Here is a 19297-nt window from a genome sequence, read left to right as displayed (position 1 = left end):
TTGTACACTTCTGAGCAAATAATTAAATGTTATTTAGCTTTCTTTTTAGCCGCTAATTTTGTCAATTCTGTATCGCGAACCAAGACTGGCTTGAGATATTGCCCAGTATAACTGTCTGCAACTTCAGCAACCTGTTCAGGAGTACCCGTGGCAACAATATTGCCGCCGCCTTCGCCGCCTTCAGGGCCAAGATCAATCAGCCAGTCGGCATTTTTAATTACATCAAGGTTGTGCTCAATAATCAGAACAGTGTTACCTTCATCAACTAACCGCTGTAACACTTCAAGCAGCCTTTTAATGTCATCCGTATGCAGACCCGTTGTCGGCTCATCAAGAATATAGAAGTTCTTACCCGTCGACAATTTCTGTAATTCAGCTGCTAGCTTCATTCTTTGGGCTTCACCACCGGACAGGGTTGTTGCTGATTGCCCTAATTTAACATAGCCTAAACCCACATCAACAATTGTTTGTAATTTGCGGGCAATCTTAGGGATATTCTTGAAAAAGTCACAGGCTTCGCTAATCGTCATATCTAATACTTGAGCAATATTCTTCTTGCGGTAAGTAACTTCCAAAGTTTCCGAATTATAACGACTACCATGACAAACTTCACACGGGACGTAAACATCCGGCAAAAAGTTCATTTCAATCTTAATAATTCCGTCACCATGACAGGCTTCACAGCGGCCGCCTTTAACATTAAACGAGAAACGCGCCTTATTATAGCCACGCAATTTGGCCTCATTTGTTTGGGCAAAAAGCGTCCGAATATCATCAAAGACACTGGTATAAGTTGCCGGGTTACTGCGCGGTGTACGTCCAATCGGACTTTGGTCAATATCAATCACTTTTTCAATATTTTGATAACCGCTAATACTCTTATACTTGCCCGGTTTCGTTTGATTGCGATTTAGCTTTTGTGCCAGTACCCGTTTCAAAATCATATTGATTAGAGTAGATTTACCAGAACCTGATACGCCGCTAACCACGATAAACTTGCCCAAAGGAAAATCAACCTTAATATTTTTAAGGTTATTTTCGCTAGCTCCCGTAATCGTGATTTTTTTACCATTGCCCTTGCGCCGCTCTAGCGGAACCGGAACAAACTTTTTACCAGTTAAATATTGACCCGTCAGCGATTTTGGATTAGCCTCAACCTCTTTTGGCGTACCAGCAGCCATTACCTCGCCACCATAAATACCAGCTCCAGGCCCCATGTCAATCAGATAATCTGCCTGCCGCATCGTTTCATCATCGTGCTCAACCACAATTAATGAATTGCCTAAATCGCGCATCCGTTTTAAGGCAGTAATTAAGCGGTCATTGTCACGCTGATGCAAGCCAATTGACGGTTCATCTAAGACATACATGACACCTGACAAGTTTGAACCAATTTGAGTTGCCAGCCTAATTCGCTGTGCTTCCCCACCGGATAAAGTATTAGCTGATCGCGATAAAGTTAAATAATCTAAACCAACACTATTTAAGAAATTCAATCGATCACGGACTTCTTTTAAGATTGGTTTGGCAATTATTGTTTCTTGTTCATCCAGCTTAACTCCATTAAAGAAGTCTAAGGCTTTATTAATTGCCAGTTCCGAAGCCTCAGCAATATCCTTACCCATTACCTTAACAGCCAGCGCCTTTTCGTTAAGCCGTTTACCATGACAAGTTGAGCAGGTCAGTTCGGTCATATACTTACCCATCACATCGCGCATAAATTTTGACATTGGGTGCTGATAGCGCCGTTCAACGTTTTCCATTGCGCCTTCAAATGGAGCGGTAGTATCATTAACGCCAAAATCACCGGTAACGTGAAATTTAATTTCTTTCGTTGAACCGTGTAAAATCGTTTCTTGCTGCTTTTTAGTTAATTTAGCAAATGGCTTGTCTAACGGAATTTTTAATACTGCACAGGCTTGTGCCAGCATTTCACCGTAATACTTGGAATTTTTCCACGGCGCAACTGCACCTTCAGCCAAGGTTTTGCTCTTATCGGGAATAACCAGATCCTCATCAACTGATAGCTTCATTCCTAAACCATCACAATCAGGACAGGCACCAAACGGCGCGTTAAAAGAAAAGAGCCGCGGTTCCATTTCGCCAACCGTAAAACCACACTTAGGACAAGCGTAATATTCCGAAAAGTTTAACATCTCGTCCCCAATGACATCAACGTTCATATAGCCGTCTGATAATCTGAGAGCTGCCTCAACAGAATCAAACAGTCGTGAGCGAATGCCCTCTTTGACAATTAGCCGGTCGACCACAATATCAATTGTGTGCCGCTTATTCTTAGCTAACTTGAAGCCCTCGCTAATTTCGTGCATCTCACCGTCAACAATCACCCGCACATAGCCAGCTCGTTGAACACGCTTGAACACTTCTTTGTGCTCACCACGTTTTGCCCTAATAACCGGTGCCAATAATTGAATTTTGGTCCGCTCGGGTAATGCCAAAATGCGGTCAACCATCTGCTGTGCAGATTGGCGCTCAATCAACGTCCCATCATTAGGACAGATTGGGTGACCAACACGCGCCCACAACAAACGCAGATAATCATTGATTTCCGTAACTGTTCCGACAGTTGAGCGCGGATTATGAGACGTCGTCTTTTGGTCAATCGAAATCGCTGGATTTAGGCCATCAATCGAATCAACATCAGGTTTATCCATTTGTCCCAAAAATTGCCGGGCATAACTAGACAATGACTGCACATAACGTCTGCGCCCCTCGGCATAGAGGGTATCAAAGGCCAGCGAACTCTTGCCAGAACCTGATAGGCCAGTGATGACCACCATTTTATCTTTTGGAATTGTTAAATTAATATCCTTGAGGTTGTGCTCACGCGCCCCCCGAATAACGATTTTATCATTTGCCATTTAATGTTTTTCCCTTTTTCTTAATCGGTTTTCTCGTTGAATTTTCTAATTCCATAATTGCATCCCGCAAGGTAGCTGCCCCCTCGAAGTCCAACTTCTTAGCAGCATCCTGCATTTGCTCACGCAAATCAGAAATCATGGTCTTCTTCTGCTTAGCAGTCAGCTCATCAAAGTTAAGGTCGGCAAAACTATCACTGTTAGGTTCATCGTCTGCCGTTTTAGTTGCCGAAATTGTATCCCGAATCGGTTTGACAATTGTTGTTGGGGTTATCCCGTGTTCCTCATTAAAGGCAATCTGCAACTTACGTCTACGCTGCGTTGCCTCGATTGCTTCCCGCATTGAATCTGTAATCGAATCCGCATACATGATAACTTCACCGTTCTGATTACGTGAAGCCCGACCCATCGTCTGTACTAGCGGTCGATATGCCCGCAAAAAGCCTTCCTTATCCGCATCCAGAATTGCTACCAAAGAAACTTCCGGCACATCAATTCCTTCACGCAAGAGGTTAATACCAATCAATACATCATACTTGCCTAAGCGTAAATCTCGTAAAATCTGCATTCGTTCCAGCGTTTTAACATCCGAATGCAGGTACTGGACTTTAATTCCCAGGTCCTTGAGGTAATCGGTTAAGTCTTCCGCCATCTTTTTGGTTAGCGTGGTCACAAAAACTCGTTCATTCTGGTCAATGCGCTTGTTAATTTCTGCGACCAAATCATCAATCTGACCTTCAATTGGTCGGACGTCAATCTTGGGGTCCAGCAGACCGGTCGGCCTGATAATTTGCTCAACCTTATGATCTGTTCGTTCCAACTCATAATCACCAGGAGTAGCTGACACATATAAAATTTGGTTAACGTGTTTTTCAAATTCCTGCAATTTTAACGGTCGGTTATCTAAGGCTGATGGCAGACGAAAACCATAGTCAATCAGCGTCTTCTTCCGATTACGGTCACCATTGTACATTGCCCGGATTTCCGGCATTGTGGCATGTGACTCATCAATCAGAATTAAAAAATCATCGGGGAAGAAATCAAGCAGCGTATAAGGTGGTTCACCTTCCTTGCGCCCTTCCATGTGACGCGAATAGTTTTCAATTCCGTTAGTGTAGCCAACCTCACCCATCATTTCCATGTCATAGGTCGTCCGCTGCTTAATCCGTTCAGCCTCCAGTAATTTGCCTTCACCTTCAAATTCCTTGACCTGTAATTTCATTTCTTGAGAAATTAATTTCAGTGCTCGCCGCATCTGCTCATCATTAGTCATAAAGTGGGTGGCAGGAAACAGTGAAATACTCTCACGCTCACTAATTACCTCACCGGTTAGCGAATCAACTTCCACAATCCGATCAATTTCGTCACCGAAAAATTCAATTCGATAAGCATGATTGGAGTTCCCCGCTGGAAAAACTTCCACGCTATCGCCGCGCACACGAAAACGCCCACGCTGAAAGTCAATATCATTGCGGTCATACTGAATATTAACTAGGTCACGCAGTAAAGTATTGCGGTCGTATTCTTCACCTTCATGCACAGTAATCACACTGGCCGCGTACTCATGCGGGTCACCTAACCCATAAATACAGGAAACCGAGGCCACGACAATCACATCGTTGCGTTCCATCAAGTCACTGGTGGCTTGGTGGCGCAACTGGTCAATCTCGTCATTAATCGCTGAATCCTTTTCAATATAAGTATCAGACTGCGGCACGTAGGCCTCAGGCTGGTAGTAATCATAGTAGGACACGAAGTAGTCAACGGCATTATGCGGAAAAAATTCTTTAAATTCGCCATAAAGCTGCCCAACCAATGTTTTATTGTGAGAAATAACTAAGGTGGGTTTATTTAAATTAGCAATAATGTTGGCCATGGTAAAGGTCTTCCCCGTACCAGTTGCCCCTTCAAGAATTTGTTCCTTATTGCCAGCTTTAAAGCCTTTAGTTAGCTCCTGGATCGCCTGTTCTTGGTCACCAGCAGGCTGAAATTTAGATACAAGTTCAAATTTACGCTTTTCTTGTCGCTTAATCATAAAAAGACTCCTCGTAAAAAAGTTGGACAAAAAGCCCAACTTTTATTAATGTATTCCATTTTACTACAGCGAACATATTTTCGCACGCTATTTAACTTATTTTAACAGTTCTGCTAAAGCCGTTTGATAATCCTCTGCGGCACTTTCAGCAATCTTAATATCAGGCTTGTTCACCCCAACATAGGCTTTAATAACCGGTTCAGTACCAGATGGTCTCAAAGCAAGCCAAGTCTCGTCAGCCAAGAAGTATTTTAAGACGTTAGACTTCGGCAAGTCCGTCATCGACTGCGTTTGCCCATTAACTGTTTCTTCCTGCAATAAAAAGTCCTGCGTTTTAATTACTGACACCCCATTAATCTCAGTTAAGTGCTCGTCACGCAGCTTACTCATTAACGATGCCATCTTCTTTTGGCCGCCAATTCCCGGCATTTCAATTGCACGCGTAATTTCATAAGACGTACCGTACTTTTGCCAAATTTCTTTTAAGCCATCTAAAACCGTCATCCCGCGCGAAGCATAATATGATGCAACTTCCGCAAACATCAACGCGCCCTGCATGGCATCCTTATCACGAGCAAACGGCTTAAACAGGTAACCATAGCTCTCTTCAAAGCCCATCAGGAACTGTCCGTCATGCTCTTTGTTCATCCGGTCGACTTCTTCACCAATAAACTTAAAACCAGTCAAAACTGATTTGGTTTTAATGCCAAAATTACGGGCAATCTTCAACGGCATTTGACTGGAAACAATTGAGGTAATCAATTCATAATCACTAGTCAACTTGCCGCTGTTTTTCAAATTAACCAGCAAATAATACGCCATTAACGTCGCAATTTGATTACCTGTCAAAACTTGAAAATTGTCATTTTCATCACGCACACATGCCCCCATCCTGTCAGCATCAGGATCGGTTGCAATAATCAAATCTGCTTGCTTCTGGTTGGCCAAAGCCACACCAGGATCAAACACATCACGATATTCTGGGTTAGGCTTCTTAGTAGTTGGGAACTCCGGATCAATAATCGACTGACTGGGAACAGGAATAATATTGGTAAACCCGCCCTGACGAAATGCCCGGTCGTAAATCATTTTTCCGGTACCGTGCAGCGGTGAGTAGATAATGGTTAACTTAGCGGCATTTTCCTTAATCATCTGCGGATTAACATTAACGTTTTTTAATTCAGCCAAGTAAGCTTCATCAAGGTCTTCACCAATTAACTTTAATAATTCTTGTGCACGCAATTGCGCTACTGGTGCTGCCTTAATCGCAAACATATCGTTAACTTGCTGTGCATGGGCAAATACTCGCGCTGCATTCTCTGGACCCATTTGAGCACCATCTGCACCATAAACCTTGTAGCCATTATACTGCTTGGCATTGTGGGAAGCCGTGATATTAATCCCAGCAAAAGTGTGCAGATAGCGTACCGCAAATGAGAGTTCTGGTGTCGGCCGCAAGTCATCAAACAAGTAAACCTGTATACCGTGTGCACCTAGAACACGTGCAGCAATTTCCGCAAACTCCCGCGAATGGTATCGGGAATCAAATGAAATAACTACACCGCGTTTTTGCGCATCATGACCATTTTCATCAATTAATCGCGCCAAGCCCTCAGTAACCCGCTCAATTGTGAACAGATTTATCCGGTTTGTCCCTGGCTCCAGTCTCCCCCGCATCCCCGCGGTACCAAAATTAATCTCTTGACCAAAAGCATCTTCAACCCATTTCGGATCCTGACCCAAAGTCGCCAGCTGCTGTTTTAAATAATCCGGCATATTTTGAACTTGTTGCCAATCCTTGAAAGTCTGCTCTGCATTCATTACTGTCATGTACCTCAATTTCCACACAATAAATTCGTTTTCATCTAGTCTATTTTAGCATTTATTACCATTGGTAAATAAAAAGAATTCATCTTCCGATGAATTCTTAAGATTAATCATTTAAATTTTGTAAGTAGTTGTATGCTTCTTGTCCAGCTACACTGCCTTCACCAACTGCATTAGCAATCTGGCGCAGGTCCTTTGCCCGAACATCACCTAAAGCAAATACCCCAGGAACCTTAGTCTGCATGTGTTCATCGGTTGGGATCCAACCCTTATCGTCTAAAACACCTAAGTCTTTAAATGCGGCAGTTTGCGGCAGCATCCCGACATAAATAAATACGCCGCGGGTAGCTAGCTCCTTTTGTTCACCAGTTTCCTTGTCCTTATAAGTTACACCAGTGACCTTTTGTCCGTCACCAACGATTGATTCAGTATCAGCATTCCAAATAAAATGCATCTTATCGTTAGCAAAAGCACGTTTTTGTAAAGTCGCTTGTGCCCGCAATTGGTCGCGGCGGTGAATAACTGTCACTGACTTTGCAGACTGCGCTAAGTAAATACCTTCTTCGATTGCGGAGTCACCCCCACCGATGACTGCAATATCTTCATCTTTGAAGAATGCGGCATCACAAACGGCACAATAAGAAACACCCTTACCCGAATATTCTTCTTCACCCGGGACACCTAAGTGACGGTGATCTGCACCGGTTGCAATAATTAAGGCCTGAGTAGTATATTCGCCAGCATCAGTTTTAACAATCTTAGTGTTGCCATCAAGTTCAACTGACTGCACATCACCATATTCAAATTCAGTACCAAAACGCATGATTGAATTGTACATCTTTTCGCCTAGTTCAGGACCCTTAATGTCACTGAAGCCAGGATAGTTGTCAATCGCATCAGTATTGTTCATTTGACCGCCATAAAGTCCGCGGTCAAGTAGCAACACTGACAAGTTGGCACGTGAAGCATAAAGAGCGGCAGTCATCCCGCCAGGGCCTGCACCAATAATAATTACATCATAATTCTTTGCCATAATTTCACCTCAAGTAGTTTCTTATTTTTAGTAAGTAAATTATACAACGGAAACCGCTTAAAGTCTAATTTCCTGCTTTGGACTTCGACCCATCATCTTGGTAATTTCATCATCCACGTTGGTATTTTCATATAAAACCCGGTAGATTGCCTCACTAATTGGCATGTCAATTTGCTTTTCTACACATAATTCGTGGACTGCTTTAACTGTTGTAGCACCTTCAACCACTTGTCCCATATTTTCAAGAACGTAATCTAAGCTCTTACCCTCACCAATTTGCTTACCGCAGCGCCAGTTACGAGAATTGACAGAAGTACAAGTAACAATCAGGTCGCCAATACCAGCCAGGCCGCTAAAAGTTAGCGGCTTAGCGCCAAAATAATTAACGCCAAGTCGTGTGATTTCTGCTAAACCTCTTGTCATTAGGGCTGCCTTGGCATCATCACCGTAATGCTTACCGACCAAAATTCCGGCGGCGATAGCAATAACGTTCTTAACGGCGCCAGCAACTTCAACACCAACTAAATCATCATTGGTGTAAAAGCGGACGTAATCATTAGACATCATCTTTTGCACTTTTTGGGCATTTTCCATACTGGTTGAAGCACAAGAAATTGCCGTTAGGTCCTTCTGCGCAACACTTTCGGCATGACTAGGACCAGAAATCGCAACAATTTTATCGGTATCATCTGGATAAACTTCTTCAGTCAAAATCTCCGAAATCAATTTTTTGGTTCCTGGTTCAATTCCCTTAGTTGCAGTAACTAATAATGGCTTATTGCCAGTTGCCGTCAAAACTTGGTGGACGTTCTTGGCAACACTGCGGATTGCACTAGTTGGCAAAACAAACAAAACAACTTCAGCGCCAGCCAAAGCTGCTTCAAGATCACCAGTTGCCGTAGCTGTTTCATTAACTTGCCAATTCTTCATGTAATGCAAGTTAGTGTGCTGCTCATTAATTTCGCGAATGACCTGTTCGTTATTGCCGAATAAGACAACTTCATTTCCATTATCAGCAAGCATTGAACCCAAAACGGTTCCCCATGAACCTGCTCCTAAAACTGCAACTTTTGTCATTTTTATTCCTAACTTTCTTTAATAATAACTTTTAATCTCGTGAATATGGGTACTTAAGGCCGCTGCCGTCAAGGTACCATTTGGGCTCAACTTTTACTCGGCGATAAATAAATAATGCCACCACCACTAAAAATAGCACCAAACTTAATAGTTGCGAAACGCGAATACCGCCTGCTAAATACAGACTATCAGTGCGCAGTCCCTCAACAAAAAAGCGGACAATTGCATACCAGCCAAGATAAAACATGAAAACTTCGCCCTGTTTAAAGAGGTGCTTGCGATGACGCAAACTTAAAAGGATTACCAGACCAACTAAGTTGAAAAATGATTCATACAAAAAGGTTGGCTGGTAATACACCCCATTAATTTTCATTTGCGTAATGATAAATTGCGGCAAATGAAGACTTTGTAAAAAGGCCAAGGTTGTTGGTCCGCCATGAGCTTCTTGGTTCATGAAGTTCCCCCACCGACCCAAAATTTGAGCCGCAAGAACTCCCGGAGTAATTACGTCAAGCATCAAAAACGGTGGCAAATTTCGCTTATGGCAAAAAATCAACAGGACAACTGCCCCAGCAATTAAGCCGCCATAGATAGCAATTCCGCCGTTCCAAATGGCAATAATCTGATCTGGATGCTGCGAATAATAGCCCCATTCAAAAATCACATAGTAAATGCGGGCACCAACATACCCCAGCGGCACGCCCCATAGCAGCAGGTCAATAAAGTCATCACTTGCAATTTGCCGACGCTTGCCTTCAATTATCGCCATTGAAGCTGCAAGCACAATTGCAACTGCCATGATAACGCCATACCACTTAATACTAATCCCACCCAATTGAAGGGCAACTGGATTAATTGCTAATGTCATTTATCTTTATCTCCTGACATATTTTTTTGGGAATTTTCGGCAATTAGGGCTGTTAAATTATTATCAAAAGTTTGCGTGGCATCATAACCCCACTTTTTAGCACGGAAATTCATGGTTGCAATTTCAATAATATCTTCCATGTTCCGGCCAACTTTAACTGGAATGGTAATTTGGGGGATTTCGACATTACAAATCTCGCGCTTGCTCTCCTCAAAGCCAAGACGATCATAATTCTCGTTATTGTCCCAATTAACCAGCTTAATTACCAAGCTAATGCTGGCGCGCCGTTTTACCGCGCCGACACCGAACAGATCCATCACGTCAATAATACCGATACCGCGGATTTCCATTAAATGCTTCAAAATCTTTGGCGCCTCGCCCACTACGGTTTCAACGTCTTTTTGGTAAACATCAACCCGGTCATCAGCAATTAGCCGGTGCCCGCGATGAATTAAACCTAAGGCGGTCTCCGACTTACCAACACCGGAATCACCGGTCAATAACACACCTAAGCCCTTAACTTCAACCAAAACGCCATGAATTGTATCACGCACAGCTAACCGCTCACGCAGATATTCAGTCAAAATACTCGAAACGTATGTCGTTGATTCCGGCGACGTTAAGATGGGAATTTGCGCCTTATCTGCAGCTTCAACAAGTTCTCGTGGAATCCGCAGCGACCGCGAAATGAAAAAGCAGGGCGTTTGCGGCGTGCACATTTTAGTAAAAACCCGCACAAGGCTCTCATGATCTAGCCTTGCTGAATAAGAAATCTCTGTTCGCCCTAACAGCTGAATCCGCTGCTTAGGATAAAAGTCAAAATAACCCGTTAACTCTAATCCCGGCCGGTAAATATCCGACACAGTAATTTCTGTATTCGCGACATACTGCTTACCATGAGCAACATGAATAATCTTGTTATCTCGAATTAACTTTTCTAATTTAACAGCATTTACCATTTTAACTGCCTCGATAGTTTATTTATCAACATCCTTGGTCTTGACATTGCGCGCTTTTTTTCGTTTAGTCTGATTCTGATTATCACGCCAGCCTGTCCAATTACTGCTAGTACCACTTGGCTTATCTTCATTATCATCGTTTTTAGTAAAATGATTAATCAGCCAAATAATCAAAGCAATTACAATAATTGCCGGCAGAAGCATAAATAAAATATGAAAGAATGCAAATAGCAGAATCAGGATGATTGCTGCACCTAATACTAAACCAACTATTCCCCAAAAACTCATTTTTTCACCTATTCTGGATTGTCTTGACTAAGCAGCCACTGCAAATATGCATAGACAAATGGCTGCAGCTTTCCATCCATTACACCACTAGTATCGGCAGTTTCATAGCCAGTACGCAAATCCTTAACTAAATTATAAGGATGAAAAACGTAGGAACGAATTTGTGAGCCCCAACCAATTTCTTTTTGGTCGCCTTTAAGCTCCTGTTTGTGCTGACGCTTCTTTTCTTCTTCTAGGTGAAAAAGCTTGGCACGTAATTCGTTCATCGCCGTTTCGCGGTTTTGCAGCTGTGAACGCTGTGCTTGTGAAGTTGTTACAAAGCCCGTAGGCAGGTGGGTAATCCGGACAGCACTAGAAGTCTTATTGATGTGCTGACCACCAGCACCACTTGAACGGTAAACATCAATTCGCAAATCTTTAGGATTAATGTCGATTTTGATACTGTCATCAATTTCTGGAATAACTTCAACTGAGGCAAACGAAGTGTGCCGGCGCTTAGCCGAGTCAAACGGGGAAATCCGCACTAAACGATGAACACCATTTTCGGACTTCAATAGCCCGTAGGCATTCTTCCCTGTTATTCGAACACTGACGCTTTTGACACCAGCTTCTTCACCTGGTTCATAATTATTGATTTCAAATTTAAAATCACGTGAATCGGCATACCGCTGATACATCCTGAGCAGCATTGCCGCCCAATCCATTGCTTCCGTACCACCCGCACCCGGATGAATTTCTAATAAAGCATTGTGATTGTCATATTTACCCGATAAGAGCAGATCCATTTCATAATCATGAAACTCATCCTGCAGTTTAACTAAGTCAGTTTCAACTTCTTCTTGCAAATCCTGATCGGGCTCAAGCCGCAATAATTCTAGAGCAGTTACTTCATTTTGGTAATTTTCTTGTAAATGAATAAATGAGTCACGCTTTTCCTTGAGCAGATTATTCTCAGCAATTAATTGCTGGGCCTTTTCTTGATTATCCCAAAAATCCGGCTCCTGCATCTTGCTTTCATTTACGGCAATACTTTCATCAATTGATTCAAGGTCAAAGAGACCCCCTAAAGTGATCTAGCCGCTTTTTTAATTCGTCTAGCGCACTTTGAATTTCGCTAATTTCCATTGTCTAGTCCTTTTCTTTTGTTTACCAGCAAAAAAGAGAAAGCACCTTTGCTTTCTCTTAAACCTGATATTACCGGCTAAGATTTTGTCTAATTTCAGCTTTCAGGAACAACCGAGTTACGTCAAATTCAATATTTGAAATCATTTCTTCAAACATGTTGTAACCTGAATCTTGATATTCAACTAACGGGTTAAGTTGACCATAACCACGCAAACTAATTGATTGCCGTAATTGATCCATGGCATCAATGTGGTCAGTCCAGCGGTCATCAACAACTCGCAGAATAACAACCTTTTCAAATTCAAGCATTTCTGATGGATCAGCTAAAGCCCGTTCCTTTTCTTCAAAGTTGGCTTCTACAATATCATAGAGTTTTTGCTTCAATTCCGGCACTGTCACAGTCTTAAAGTTAAACTTATCAGCCACTTCTTCACTGGTGATGCTAGAAACGATAAAGTCACGTAATGAATCCAGACGCCACTTCTTACGGTCACCCTGCGTGAACATATCAACTTGACTGTTAATTGTCCGCTTAATCATTGGCACCAAAACATCCTTCAGGGATTTTTCTTCACCAATTACCTGCATCCGTTCACCGTAAATAATTTCACGCTGAATCCGCATTACGTCATCATATTGCAGAGTTTGCTTACGCGTATCGTAGTTGTTACCTTCAACCCGCTTTTGCGCAGACTCAACTTGCCGTGTAATCAAACGGCTTTCGATTACCTTCTCGTCATCATTATCTGACAAGCGGTCCAAGAAGTCCTTAACTCGGTCGCCACCAAAGCGCTTCATTAAGTCATCTTCAAGTGATAGGTAAAATCTCGTTACACCAGGATCACCCTGACGACCTGAACGACCACGAAGCTGGTTATCAATTCTTCGTGATTCATGCCGTTCAGTTCCGATAACAGCCAGACCGCCTAATTCTTTAACGCCAGGCCCCAATTTAATATCAGTACCACGACCGGCCATGTTCGTCGCAATGGTTACGGCACCACGTTGACCAGCATTCATGATAATTTGGGCTTCTTTAGCGTGGTTCTTCGCATTCAACACTGCATGCGGAATACCAGCGCGATTCAGAAGATTACTCAAGCGTTCTGAACTTTCAACAGCTACCGTACCAACCAAAACAGGCTGTCCCTTTTCATGACGCTGTTGAATATCAGTAACAACGGCGCTGAATTTTGAATCTAAAGTTGGATACAAAATATCTGACTTATCAATTCTGGCAATTGGCCGGTTGGTTGGAATCGTGATTACCTGCATGTTGTAAATTTCACGGAATTCTTCTTCTTCGGTCTTAGCAGTACCAGTCATTCCTGACAGTTTTTTGTACATTCTGAAAAAGTTCTGGTAAGTAATCGTTGCCTGTGTCTTTGATTCTTCTTGAATCTTAACGCCTTCCTTGGCTTCGATTGCTTGGTGCAGGCCATCAGAATAACGCCGACCCTGCATTACCCGACCAGTAAATGAATCAACGATTAAAACTTCGCCTTCTTGAACAACATAGTCAATATCCTTGAGCATGATGTAGTTAGCTCGTAATGCTTGGTCAAGATGGTGAACCAATTTTTGATTTTCGACATCATACAAGTTCTTCAAGCCGAAATGCTCACAAGCCTTTTCAATTCCTGTCCGTGTCAGTGAAATTGTCTTGGTTGGCCAATCAATCTTGTAATCGCCGTAATCTTTGTCATCATCAGCGTCGTCATCACTTTTATCTTCTTGAAGCGTCTTAACAAACCTGTCGGCACGAATATAATCACCATTGGCTTGTTCAGCTTCACCGGAAATAATCAGCGGTGTTCTGGCTTCATCAATTAAAATTGAGTCGACCTCATCAATAATTGCGTAATTAAGCGGTCTTTGAACCATCTGTTCCTTGTAAACAACCATGTTGTCACGCAAGTAATCAAAGCCTAGTTCAGAGTTAGTTGAATAAGTAACATCGCAATTATAAGCAGCCCGCTTTTCATCTGGCGCCATTGAGTTCAGATTCAAGCCTACTGTCAGACCCAGCCACTTGTATAATTGACCCATTTCTTCTTCGTCACGGCTTGACAAGTATTCGTTAACCGTAACTACGTGAACTCCCTTACCAGTCAAGGCATTCAAATAAACTGGCATGGTGGCAGTTAAAGTCTTACCTTCACCAGTCATCATCTCGGAAATATTACCAAAATGTAAGGCAATCCCACCCAAAATTTGAACGTGGAACGGATATAAGCCCAAGACTCTCTTAGCACCTTCTCTGGCAACTGCAAAGGCTTCTGGCAAAATTGCATCTAGGTCTTCGCCCTTCTTCAGCCGTTCTTGAAATTCTGGCGTCTTAGCCTTTAATTGCTCATCAGAAAGTTTGTCGTATTCATCGGCGTGACTTTCAACTTGGCTTGCTATCTTTTCGAACTTTTTTAGTTCTCGTTTATCATTGTTATATAGTTTCTTTAAAATGTTTACCATTAAATCGATCCTTAAATTGTACTTAAGTATAAAAACACATGATAATTTTACCATGATTAACGCAAAATGAAAAATAAACAAAACAAAGACCTCACATTAAATGTGGGGCCCTCGCCAACAAATTATTATTTTTATTTAGTTTCAATTAAACCGTATCGACCATCATTTCTGCGGTAAACAACGCTTGTACCGTTAGTTTCGGCATCCTGAAAGACAAAGAAGTCATGTTCCAGCATGTTCATTTGCAAAATTGCTTCTTCAGGACTCATTGGTTTTAAGCCAATTTGCTTATTACGGACAATATCAAACTCGCTGACTGACTTTTCTTTTTGCTCTTCTTCTGGAGTTTCGACAAAGAAATCACTAATTCCTTTTTCACGGCCTTTACGGTTTACCCGTGTCTTGTATTTTCTAATTTGCCGCTCCAATTTTTCGGAAACAAAGTCGATACTGCGATACATATCATCGGTTGTATCTTCAGCTCTCAATACTAAGTATGGCAGTGGAATAGTAACTTCAACTTTAGCCGTATGGTCGCGATAAACTTTTAGATTAACATGAGCGACCATGTCTTGATTTAATTCAAAATATTTTTCTAATTTCTTCAGCCGCTTTTCCACGTAACTTCTTAAAGCGTCAGTTACCTCGATATTTTCACCACGAACATTATACTTTAACATAATGAGATTCTCCTTTCGAGCTGCTTAGCAGCCTTTCGTTATTTATATTATAACAAAACTTGAAAGCGCTAAACAAGAAATAACCTACCTGTAAATTGAAAAACTTTCAATCCTAGCTGCCGGAAAAACAGCCGACAGTGCATCCCGCGCATGATACAAGGTTCTCCCGGTAGTATAAATATCATCCAAAAGTAAAATTTTGCACTGATTAAAATCAAACGCCAAATCATGGTTAACTCCAAAAGTTTGCCCGCTTCTTAACCGTTCTATTCGATTTTTGGACCCTTGAGCACCACAATCACTAACTTTAAGCAAAGCTGGCGTTAATGGAACTATGTCACCATAAATGGCGCTAATTGTATCAAACTGGCGCTTGACAAGATGTGTGGCAGAGGTCGGAATCGAAACGTAATAATCTGCTTTAATTTGCCTTAGTTCTTGATAGCACAATTCCTGAAGTACAGCTCGTAAAGCATAATCGCCATAACGTTTATAATTAACCATCAGGTCATGAGCAGCACTGTTATAGCGTAAAACAGCATGGTGGTGCAGCAAGCTAGAGCCATAAATTTTTCGCCAAGTACGGCAATTTAGGCATACGTCATTTTGCGCTAATTCACCAGCACAAACTGAGCACCTGTGATCTGTTAAAGCTTGAAATTTAGCGCGGCACTGCATGCAGATGCGCTGCGCGTGCACTTTTCGCCATGAAAAAACCTGCCGTAAAGATATAGCTGGGGCAAATTGTTGTCCGCATAATAAGCAGCTGTTCATCGATTCATTTCCTTAATTTGTTTCATTGCACTGCGCAAATTTGCTGTATATTTGTGATAACAAAATAGCACTAAGCCATCAGTATCATCTTGTGCTCGCCCAACACGGCCAGCTATTTGCACAAGACTAGCCGGGGTGTAAATTTGGTCATCCGCGGCAAGAATAATTACCCAAACATGTTTAAATGTCACCCCGCGCTCCAAAATTGTTGTAGTTACCAAAATCTGCAGTTGCTGCTGGCGAAATTGCTCTACCTTTTCCAGCCGTTTTTTATCGGCAGCATAAACCCCCGCAATTGCAACATCAGCTAATTCTGTTTCGCATTTAAGCGCTGCTAGATAAAGGGAAATTTGCTCAATTCTGGGAACAAATACTAGCAAAGGATGTCCTTCTTCAATTACCGTCAAAATTGCCGCCAACAATTTAGTATGCAGCTTACCCCGATTTAAAAATGGCCGTAAAAACAATTTTTCTTTGGGGACTGGAAGTTTCCCGCCATGAAAACGCTGGTTTAATTTTAAAATTTGCAGCTGTCCTAACTTTACTTGTGTTAATAAATCTGCAGTTGGCGTTGCGGTCAAATAAACCCGCACGCCACTTTCTTTTACCGCCTTTTGTGCACCAAAATGAAGTTGGTCATTACCAGCATAAGGAAAGGAATCCACTTCATCAATCACTAACAAATCGAAGGCTTGATAAAACTTTAATAATTGGTGCGTCGTACAAATCGTCAACTGCTCTAGTCCCGGTTCTTGATACTTGCGGCCGTGATACACACCGATTTTGACTTGGGCAAATGCCGCCTGCAATCTGGGATACAACTCATTTACAACATCAATCCGCGGCGTAGCAATACACGCCCGCTGACCCAACTTCAAACATTCAGCCAATAGTGCAAATAGCATTTCCGTCTTACCCGCACCAGTTACAGCGTGAACTAAGGTATTTTGATGCCCATTAAAATTATTAACTAACTGCTGTGAAATTTGTGCCTGCAGACTAGTCAACTCACCAGTCCAAGTTAAGCCGCCAGTTTTGGAAACAGGAAAATCCACTTTCATCTGATTACGCCACAAATAATCGCCTTCAACAATTCGCCCAATATTTAAGCATTCGCGGCAGTATTTTTTACCGTTGGGCAATCGCGCCTCGACCTTTGCCCCGCAGCGATTACACCGACCAGCTGTGATTGCCGCAATTTTCGTCAATGCCGTATTTGTGCTAAAATCCTCTTGACCGCCAACCCATTGGCGACCCGCGAGGTTCGTTAAATCTTCCATTTCGCTGCCTCCATTAATAATTACGCAAAAAGAAGGTAAAATTTTTTGACTAACGAAAATTATTTAACAATTAAAGAAAACGGCGACCATGAAATTATTATCAAAAAAAGCCGCTTTATCGCCAGTTTAGCAAGAACAACGTCAGTTGATGAAGCCGAAGAATTCATCGCGGCAACCAGTAAAAAATACCATGATGCCACCCACAATACCTTTGCTTACACAATCGGTCTAAATGATGACCACGTCAAAGCCAGCGACAATGGCGAGCCGTCTGGAACTGCCGGAGTACCTGAATTAAAGGCACTGCAGCTAATGAACTTAAAAAACGTCACCGTTGTTGTCACCCGTTATTTTGGTGGTATCAAGCTTGGCGCCGGCGGCTTAATCAGAGCTTATTCCAACAGTGTCAGTGAAGGCGCCCAAGCAATCGGGGTTGTGAAACGCGTTCGCCAGCAAGAAGTGATTTTTCATGTTGCCTACAACCGTTTTGATGAAGTAGACCATTTTTTGAAACAAAAAGAGATTTATGTTGCTAAAATCGACTATGGTGTTGACATTGCTATTCATCTTTTTATCGACGAGCACGACCAAGCTAATTTAGAAAAAGCATTAACTAATCTGCTTGCTGGCAAAGTAACCTTTACTAATGGCGAAAAACGTTACAACGAACTACTAATTAATGCACATAATTATCATGAAAAATAAAAAAGACTAGATTCAATTCTAGTCTTTTTTGTCGTTTTGATGTTTTAATTGTTCCGGCTTATCCTGTCCCAGATGCCAAACCTCGACTGTTGGATCCTTAGTACTGCGCGCACTAATTATCTTTTGCGTCAAATGCAAGAACGGTTTATATTTCTCGCCCAATAGCCCAATTGATTCCACAAACAATTCTAGGGCAAGCAGTAGGCCAATAATTAGCAGCCACGTTCCCCAAGTCGGTGACAGAAGAAACAGCAGCGAAATAAAGGAAAAAATCAGCGACAAAGCATAAATTGTTAACACTGTTTGCCGGTGCGTTAATCCCATCCGCATTAACTGATGGTGCAAATGGTGCTTATCAGCCTGAGAAACTGGCCGCTTATTTAATTTGCGCCGGATCATTGCATAAATCGTGTCAGTAATCGGTACTCCCAAAATAATAATTGGCACCAGCAAAGAAATAAAGGTGACATTTTTTAATCCTTTAAGTGACAAAACTGCAATCATGAAGCCAATGTACAGCGCGCCTGTATCACCCAAGAACATTTTTGCCGGATGAAAATTATACGGTAAAAAGCCTAATAAACACGCCGCAAGCATAAAGCACGCAATTGGAATATATAACTGACGAGTATGCAAGAAGAAGTAGCCAACAATTCCCATTGTGAACAAGGAGATCATTGAAACCCCATCGGCTAGACCATCTAAGCCATCAATCAAATTGACGGCATTAGTCAAAGCTAAAATCCAAAAAATTGTAATCGGCAGGCTCCACCAGCCCAAATTAATTTGCTTATTGATAAACGGAACGTTAAGGACATTCATCTTAATACCGCCCAAAAAGTAAATTACTAGCGCGCCAACAAAAATACCAAACATTTTTTGCCGGGGTTTTAATTCTAAAATATCATCAATCATCCCGGTCAATACAACCACACTTGATGCCAGCAAAATGCTGAATGACTCATGAGTGGGAAATTGTTCCCGCAATAGCACGAAAACCCCAATATTAAAGGTTACAAAAATACCGAGCCCGCCTAAAGTTGGCATTGGAGTTTTATTTACGCGTCTGGCATTAGGATTATCAACCGCACCAAGCACAAAGGCCAATCTTCTGATGAACGGCGTAATGGCTGCCTGAATGATTACCAAAAAGAATAATTCAACAATAATTTTAAACATAATTTGGCTACTTTCATAATTTAGTTGCTTTTAATTATACAGGCTTGGGCAAAAATGCACAAATTAGGCTATCCAACGAAAAAAGCAAAAAATCTCTATTAGAAAAATTTTCTAATAGA

Annotated in this window: 15 protein-coding genes; 1 reads left to right on the top strand and 14 read right to left on the bottom strand. The window is 42.0% G+C overall.

Translation table 11 applies throughout. From position 1 onward, the window contains the following. Positions 1-29: 29 nt before the first annotated feature. The 13 genes from uvrA to PT278_RS06900 all read right to left on the bottom strand — a co-directional run bounded on the left by uvrA (position 30) and on the right by PT278_RS06900 (position 17294). A complete protein-coding gene (gene uvrA, locus PT278_RS06960; protein ID WP_277131236.1) occupies positions 30-2882 on the bottom strand; it encodes an excinuclease ABC subunit UvrA in 2853 nt (950 codons plus the stop codon). Then, a complete protein-coding gene (gene uvrB, locus PT278_RS06955) occupies positions 2872-4914 on the bottom strand; it encodes an excinuclease ABC subunit UvrB (RefSeq protein ID WP_277131234.1) in 2043 nt (680 codons plus the stop codon). The genes uvrA and uvrB overlap by 11 nt, the downstream gene beginning before the upstream one ends. Before the next feature lie 96 nt (positions 4915-5010). Then, positions 5011-6735, bottom strand: coding sequence for a phospho-sugar mutase (locus tag PT278_RS06950; protein ID WP_277131301.1), 1725 nt, complete (start codon positions 6733-6735; stop codon positions 5011-5013). 112 nt (positions 6736-6847) lie between these two features. Next, a complete protein-coding gene (trxB, locus tag PT278_RS06945; protein ID WP_277131233.1) occupies positions 6848-7774 on the bottom strand; it encodes a thioredoxin-disulfide reductase in 927 nt (308 codons plus the stop codon). A 57-nt stretch (positions 7775-7831) separates the two neighbouring features. Continuing rightward, a complete protein-coding gene (locus tag PT278_RS06940) occupies positions 7832-8851 on the bottom strand; it encodes an NAD(P)H-dependent glycerol-3-phosphate dehydrogenase (protein ID WP_277131231.1) in 1020 nt (339 codons plus the stop codon). A gap of 31 nt (positions 8852-8882) precedes the next feature. Then, positions 8883-9719, bottom strand: coding sequence for a prolipoprotein diacylglyceryl transferase (gene lgt, locus PT278_RS06935; protein ID WP_277131229.1), 837 nt, complete (start codon positions 9717-9719; stop codon positions 8883-8885). After that, entirely contained in the window at positions 9716-10678 is a 963-nt protein-coding gene (hprK, locus tag PT278_RS06930) for an HPr(Ser) kinase/phosphatase (protein ID WP_277131228.1), read from the bottom strand. The genes lgt and hprK overlap by 4 nt, the downstream gene beginning before the upstream one ends. An 18-nt stretch (positions 10679-10696) precedes the next feature. After that, a complete protein-coding gene (locus tag PT278_RS06925; protein WP_277131226.1) occupies positions 10697-10966 on the bottom strand; it encodes a hypothetical protein in 270 nt (89 codons plus the stop codon). Between the two features lie 8 nt (positions 10967-10974). After that, positions 10975-12091, bottom strand: a protein-coding gene (gene prfB, locus PT278_RS06920) for a peptide chain release factor 2 (protein ID WP_277131224.1) whose coding sequence is annotated in 2 segments (ribosomal slippage) — positions 10975-12018 and positions 12020-12091 — 1116 coding nt in all. Because the reading frame shifts where the segments join, the coding sequence is not laid out codon by codon here. 69 nt (positions 12092-12160) lie between these two features. Continuing rightward, positions 12161-14560: a preprotein translocase subunit SecA gene (gene secA / locus PT278_RS06915; protein ID WP_277131223.1), complete on the bottom strand. Its 2400-nt coding sequence runs from the start codon at positions 14558-14560 to the stop codon at positions 12161-12163. 131 nt (positions 14561-14691) lie between these two features. Continuing rightward, positions 14692-15240, bottom strand: coding sequence for a ribosome-associated translation inhibitor RaiA (gene raiA, locus PT278_RS06910; protein ID WP_277131221.1), 549 nt, complete (start codon positions 15238-15240; stop codon positions 14692-14694). 84 nt (positions 15241-15324) lie between these two features. Further along, the gene (locus tag PT278_RS06905; RefSeq protein ID WP_277131220.1) at positions 15325-16014 is read right to left on the bottom strand and encodes a ComF family protein; all 690 of its coding nucleotides are present in this window, start codon (positions 16012-16014) and stop codon (positions 15325-15327) included. Then, positions 16011-17294, bottom strand: coding sequence for a helicase-related protein (locus PT278_RS06900; RefSeq protein ID WP_277131219.1), 1284 nt, complete (start codon positions 17292-17294; stop codon positions 16011-16013). The genes PT278_RS06905 and PT278_RS06900 overlap by 4 nt, the downstream gene beginning before the upstream one ends. A 45-nt stretch (positions 17295-17339) precedes the next feature. Between PT278_RS06900 and PT278_RS06895 the strand changes: the two genes are divergently transcribed. After that, positions 17340-17999: a YigZ family protein gene (locus PT278_RS06895; RefSeq protein WP_277131218.1), complete on the top strand. Its 660-nt coding sequence runs from the start codon at positions 17340-17342 to the stop codon at positions 17997-17999. An 18-nt stretch (positions 18000-18017) separates the two neighbouring features. Here PT278_RS06895 and PT278_RS06890 read toward each other — a convergent pair whose 3' ends face one another. Further along, a complete protein-coding gene (locus tag PT278_RS06890) occupies positions 18018-19178 on the bottom strand; it encodes an MraY family glycosyltransferase (protein ID WP_277131216.1) in 1161 nt (386 codons plus the stop codon). Positions 19179-19297: the final 119 nt, after the last annotated feature.

The organism is Lactobacillus sp. ESL0703 (genome assembly GCF_029433435.1).
Lineage (GTDB): Bacteria > Bacillota > Bacilli > Lactobacillales > Lactobacillaceae > Lactobacillus.
Note: the sequence above shows the minus strand (reverse complement) of the source record. Positions and strands in the feature narration are given on the sequence as shown.

Coding starts and splice junctions, on each gene's coding strand:
- PT278_RS06890 (WP_277131216.1), bottom strand. CDS start 19,178: ATGTTTAAAATTATTGTTGAATTATTCTTTTTGGTAATCATTCAGGCA.
- PT278_RS06950 (WP_277131301.1), bottom strand. CDS start 6,735: ATGAATGCAGAGCAGACTTTCAAGGATTGGCAACAAGTTCAAAATATG.
- PT278_RS06900 (WP_277131219.1), bottom strand. CDS start 17,294: ATGGAAGATTTAACGAACCTCGCGGGTCGCCAATGGGTTGGCGGTCAA.
- uvrB (WP_277131234.1), bottom strand. CDS start 4,914: ATGATTAAGCGACAAGAAAAGCGTAAATTTGAACTTGTATCTAAATTT.
- PT278_RS06925 (WP_277131226.1), bottom strand. CDS start 10,966: ATGAGTTTTTGGGGAATAGTTGGTTTAGTATTAGGTGCAGCAATCATC.
- secA (WP_277131223.1), bottom strand. CDS start 14,560: ATGGTAAACATTTTAAAGAAACTATATAACAATGATAAACGAGAACTA.
- trxB (WP_277131233.1), bottom strand. CDS start 7,774: ATGGCAAAGAATTATGATGTAATTATTATTGGTGCAGGCCCTGGCGGG.
- raiA (WP_277131221.1), bottom strand. CDS start 15,240: ATGTTAAAGTATAATGTTCGTGGTGAAAATATCGAGGTAACTGACGCT.
- PT278_RS06940 (WP_277131231.1), bottom strand. CDS start 8,851: ATGACAAAAGTTGCAGTTTTAGGAGCAGGTTCATGGGGAACCGTTTTG.
- uvrA (WP_277131236.1), bottom strand. CDS start 2,882: ATGGCAAATGATAAAATCGTTATTCGGGGGGCGCGTGAGCACAACCTC.
- hprK (WP_277131228.1), bottom strand. CDS start 10,678: ATGGTAAATGCTGTTAAATTAGAAAAGTTAATTCGAGATAACAAGATT.
- lgt (WP_277131229.1), bottom strand. CDS start 9,719: ATGACATTAGCAATTAATCCAGTTGCCCTTCAATTGGGTGGGATTAGT.
- PT278_RS06905 (WP_277131220.1), bottom strand. CDS start 16,014: ATGAACAGCTGCTTATTATGCGGACAACAATTTGCCCCAGCTATATCT.